This window comes from Acinetobacter sp. HA, from assembly GCF_000264725.1.
GTDB classification, from domain to species: domain Bacteria; phylum Pseudomonadota; class Gammaproteobacteria; order Pseudomonadales; family Moraxellaceae; genus Acinetobacter; species Acinetobacter schindleri.
Genome location: NZ_AJXD01000056.1, coordinates 1 through 2,189 on the forward strand (window position 1 = coordinate 1; position 2,189 = coordinate 2,189).

The following is a 2,189-nucleotide window of genomic DNA, read 5'->3' on the forward strand; positions in this document are numbered from 1 at the left end:
TTTTTTATTTAAAAAGCTTTAGGGTGCAGGATTTGGTGGAACCAGTTTATCCAAATCTTTATCGGACATCTGGTCGAGCTCAGCAATATCAGTTTTGATTTTCCATTGAGATTCATCATCCACCGGATTCGGCAGGCGTGCTTCTAACCAGTCACATACCACATCCGGCGGGAAATCTGCATGATTGCATTGAATCACCCAGCACAGGAAATCCTTCGCTTCACCATTCATATACGGAGGAGGGGATACCGGTAAAAACTGCGTCGGCAGGCGTTCATTCTTGGAAATATAATTCAGAACATGACCGAGTTCCTGTACAGTTTGCCAAGCCAGCGGATGGTCTACATCAATACGAAACTTGAACCACCATGCCTGCTTGCCATCAGATCCATAGCTATCAATCAGGTTTTTTTGAACACTTGGGACTTTACAGAAATATTCATATAAACGATCAAAACTTAAATCGGACACGATGTTGGACTCAAAATTCGGAAAATCAAAGTTTAGCACAAAGCATGCACGCAGCACCTGAGCCGCAGCACAAATGTCTTTTCACTATCGGCTGTAAAACCTTGTGGTATAACTGCATAAATTCATATTTCCTCCGTAAATTCTGTATAAAATATAGGCAAACCTATCAAAGGAAGTTCCTATGAAAATCATCTTGTCCAGCGCCTGTCTAGCTGCACTATTATTTGGAGCTTCTGTCCCAGCTGTAGCAGGAAATAACTGGGTCGGCTATACCAGCAAAGAGACTTATAAACGCCCGCAGCACCCACGACCACCACAGCAGCATTATCCGCAGCGTCCGCGACCGCCTGCCCATCATTATCCGAATCAGTGGAGCCACCCACCGATTCAAAATGGGGTGAGTATTCGTTATCAGGCACCGACCACTGTTTATCAAAACTCGACCAGCTATAGCTGGGTAAATGGCGATCCGAACGTGGCACATATTGAAAGCTCACGTTATGTACTGATCAATGACTGGCGCCGTTTGGGTCTGCCTGATCCGCCTACTGGAATGCACTGGATCTATGAAAATGGACGTTATGTGTTGGTGAATAATCGTTAAACCGCCCTGAATGAAGAGATACTGAGGTTATGCGTCAATACCTCAAAAAAACAAAATAATTTCCTCACCGGTGAGGAGAGGGCTAGGGAGAGGTGATCTGGAATAATATGTTTCTCAAATTCTAAAAGAGATTGACATGTATACATTAAGTCCCTCTCTCTAACTCTCTCCCAAAGGCAGAGAGGATTCTTCAATACAGTTATGAATAAAACATTTTATGCCAACTCATCATCTTCAGGGCGAGGGGTCTTGCCTTGAGGAACTGGTTTTTCAGTATGTTTGTCTCGGATAATTGATGGATAGTTCCAGGATGCATAACGCACAATTAAAATGGCGAAAGCCAAAATGAGGATAGAACCCGTAATAATCACTTGATCCATACTGGCTTTATGTGTGTGTTGAATATCAGAAATCAAGAGACGTGTCAGCGCAGTAATCGCAATGTAGATCAGGAATCGAACTGGCATATGATTGGTTTTAAAATAAATACCCACCATCGCGCCTAATTCCAGATAAATAAATAACAGCAGAATATCATCAATACTGGCAAATTTTTTGACTGTCAAAATGTCGATGACGGTATGACCGGCAGACCAGATCACCATACAGCCAATAATGAACAGGGCGAGATAATGAAAACTTTCTACGGCAAGATTACCGCCGCGGTCGAGGAGGGCTTCTATTTTCTTGGCTTTGGAATTAGGTTTCATCACTATGTCCTCCTGATTAAAAATAAATAATTTATAAATCTTAGGAAATTTTCTGCAAATTTCATGCAAAGAAAATGAAAATATGGAAAATAAAAATGTAAAAAGATGAAAAAGTGTACTTTTTTCATACCAAATTGCTATATTGTAGAAGTTATACATCGAATAATGAGGGAGAAAAAAGATGTTAGAAAAAATCCAAAATAAGATTAATCAATTAGAAACAGGCAAAAAATTAATTCTGGGTACAGGGATTAAAAGTGATGACATGCAGAAAGTATTAGAGTTGTGTGAATCTTTGCAGTCTGAAGGGGAAATCCGAATTGTGAACAAGCATCTGAATCCTAAGGTGGCCAATCAGCCAGATACGATTCTGATCGAAAAAGTTTAAAAGCATAATAAAAAAA

4 protein-coding genes are annotated in these 2,189 nt (G+C 40.5%); 2 read left to right on the forward strand and 2 right to left on the reverse strand.

What is annotated here, in order from left to right:
- Window positions 1-18: 18 nt before the first annotated feature.
- Complete coding sequence (locus HADU_RS10495; RefSeq protein ID WP_008306039.1) at window positions 19-471, reverse strand: hypothetical protein; 453 nt, start codon at window positions 469-471, stop codon at window positions 19-21.
- Window positions 472-652: 181 nt separating this feature from the next.
- Here HADU_RS10495 and HADU_RS10500 point away from each other — a divergent pair, with 181 nt between their 5' ends.
- On the forward strand, window positions 653-1,075 hold the full coding sequence (locus HADU_RS10500) for an RcnB family protein (RefSeq protein ID WP_008306040.1): 423 nt from the start codon (window positions 653-655) through the stop codon (window positions 1,073-1,075).
- Between the two features lie 215 nt (window positions 1,076-1,290).
- On the opposite strand, the gene HADU_RS10505 is transcribed toward HADU_RS10500, so the two are convergent.
- Window positions 1,291-1,785, reverse strand: coding sequence for a phosphate-starvation-inducible protein PsiE (locus HADU_RS10505; RefSeq protein ID WP_004891463.1), 495 nt, complete (start codon window positions 1,783-1,785; stop codon window positions 1,291-1,293).
- 181 nt (window positions 1,786-1,966) lie between these two features.
- Between HADU_RS10505 and HADU_RS10510 the strand changes: the two genes are divergently transcribed.
- Window positions 1,967-2,173, forward strand: a complete 207-nt coding sequence (locus HADU_RS10510; protein ID WP_004891465.1) for a hypothetical protein — start codon at window positions 1,967-1,969, stop codon at window positions 2,171-2,173.
- Window positions 2,174-2,189 lie beyond the last annotated feature (16 nt).